Raw genomic sequence first — 1,967 nt, forward strand, 5'->3', positions numbered from 1 at the left:
CTTATTCAAGATTCATTTGAATTAGATCCATACAGCGATTCCATCTTTCTGTTTTCTGGATGGAGCAGGGATCGTTATAAATGTTTGTACTTCGATGGTGATGGCTTCGCCATGCTTTATAAGCGTTTAGATAACGGCAAGCTTCAATGGCCGAAAGACGAAAATGAAGTGCGAAATCTTTCACAGCAAGAGCTTCGTTGGCTATTAGAAGGACTATCGCTTCAGCAGCCAAAGGCTATTGCGAAATCTATAAAAGGTGTCTTTTAAATGTTCTATTCCGAATGGTATAATCATCCGTAGATGAAACTGGACGGAAATGTGGTGAACGATTTGACAAATGGCAATCCGAAGCAAGAAGAGCAAAATGAACGTATCATTCGATTACTAGAGCAACAACTGGCTCAGTCAAATCGACAAATAGAAGCATTAACTGAACAAATTCGCCAATTAACCAAAGCTTTATATGGTTCTAAATCAGAAAAGTCAAAGTATCAAGCACCTGACGGTCAAGGCTCCTTATTTGAAGACGATCCGTCTTTTAATGATTCTGAGCAGACAGAAGAACAAAGCACAGAAACGGTTAGCTATACCGTTGTCCGTAAAGTATCGAAGAAAAAGAGAAATGATTCATTTAGCGACAATATTGAGATAGAAGAAGTTCACCATCATCCGGCTAATACGCTATGTGATTGTTGTCTTCATCAAATGACAGAAGTAGGTACAACAATAACACGTGAAGAAGCAAAATTCATTCCAGCTACACTAAAGCGTGTGCAACATATCGAGCATGCATATGAGTGCACGGCCTGCAAAAAAGATACCACAAAACAGGCGCAAATCAAGCGTGGGAAAGCGCCGCAAGCTGCTATTCAACGGAGCATTGCAGGACCAACTGTTTTGGCAAAGCTTATCTACGATAAGTTTATTCAGTACTTGCCTCTTTACCGCCAGGTGAAGGAATGGGAACGATATGGTCTACTTACAAATGATAAGAACCTATCTAACTGGGTTATTCGTGCAGCCGAAGACTGGCTTCAACCAATCTATGATTTAATGAAGCAATTATTAACTGCCAAATCCGTGCTTCATGTGGATGAAACTTATGCGCAAATCATTAAGCGTTCCGACGGAAAATCCGGCCAATCGAACGCTTATAACTGGGTATGCCGTAGCGTACCAAGCCAAGGGCCCATCATTGTCCTTTTCAAAAGTGCTTTATCAAGAAGCCGAGCTGTATTGGAAGACCTAATCACCGGATTTAAAGGAACGGTGATTTGCGATGGCTATTCAGCTTACGGTCATTTACCTGACGTGCAGTTCGCCAACTGCTGGGCGCACACAAGACGTTATTGGTTAAAAAATGATAGTAAAAATGGACGAATAGGTGTCGATTACTGCGATCGATTGTACCAGATTGAGCGTAAAATTAAACACCTCTTACCGGAAGAACGCCAACAAGTGAGGCAAAAAGAATCAAAACCCATCGTGGATGAATTTTTCGCTTGGATTGACCGTTCACCGTTCTTTGGTAAAAATGCGTTGGCGAAAGCCGCTGAATATACGTTGAACCGTGCAGAAGGTTTAAAAGCATTTCTTGATGATGGCCATTTAGAAATCGATAATAATCCAGCCGAAAATGCGATTCGTCCCAACGTAATCGGTCGCAAAAATTGGCTGTTCTCTGTAAGCGAAGCAGGTGCAAGAGCGAACGCTATTTGTCTAAGTGTAGCTGAAACTGTAAAAGCAAATGGTGTCGATTTTTATCAATATTTAGTCAAGCTACTTACGGAGCTGCCAGCTTTACCAATTCATCAGCAGCCAGATCTTTTACATAACTACATGCCTTGGTCGGAAAATATCCAGGCTACATGTGCAAAATAGCCAACAATCCGAAAAAAATTTCAGAGGGTTGGCTATTCATCGTGCGCACCGTAAGGGTGCGCTATTTTTTTATATTTCGGGCTTAC

Annotated in this window: 2 protein-coding genes; both read left to right on the forward strand. The window is 41.5% G+C overall.

Translation table 11 applies throughout. The features are described from left to right. A partial coding sequence (gene tnpB, locus ACIQCO_RS28100; protein ID WP_400435451.1) for an IS66 family insertion sequence element accessory protein TnpB occupies nucleotides 1-267 on the forward strand: 267 nt, incomplete at its 5' end. A gap of 63 nt (nucleotides 268-330) precedes the next feature. Next, complete coding sequence (gene tnpC, locus ACIQCO_RS28105; protein WP_483874182.1) at nucleotides 331-1,881, forward strand: IS66 family transposase; 1,551 nt, start codon at nucleotides 331-333, stop codon at nucleotides 1,879-1,881. The last annotated feature ends 86 nt before the right edge of the window (nucleotides 1,882-1,967 follow it).

It is taken from the genome of Neobacillus sp. NPDC093127 (assembly GCF_044754175.1).
In the GTDB taxonomy this organism is placed as follows: Bacteria; Bacillota; Bacilli; order Bacillales; family Cytobacillaceae; genus Neobacillus.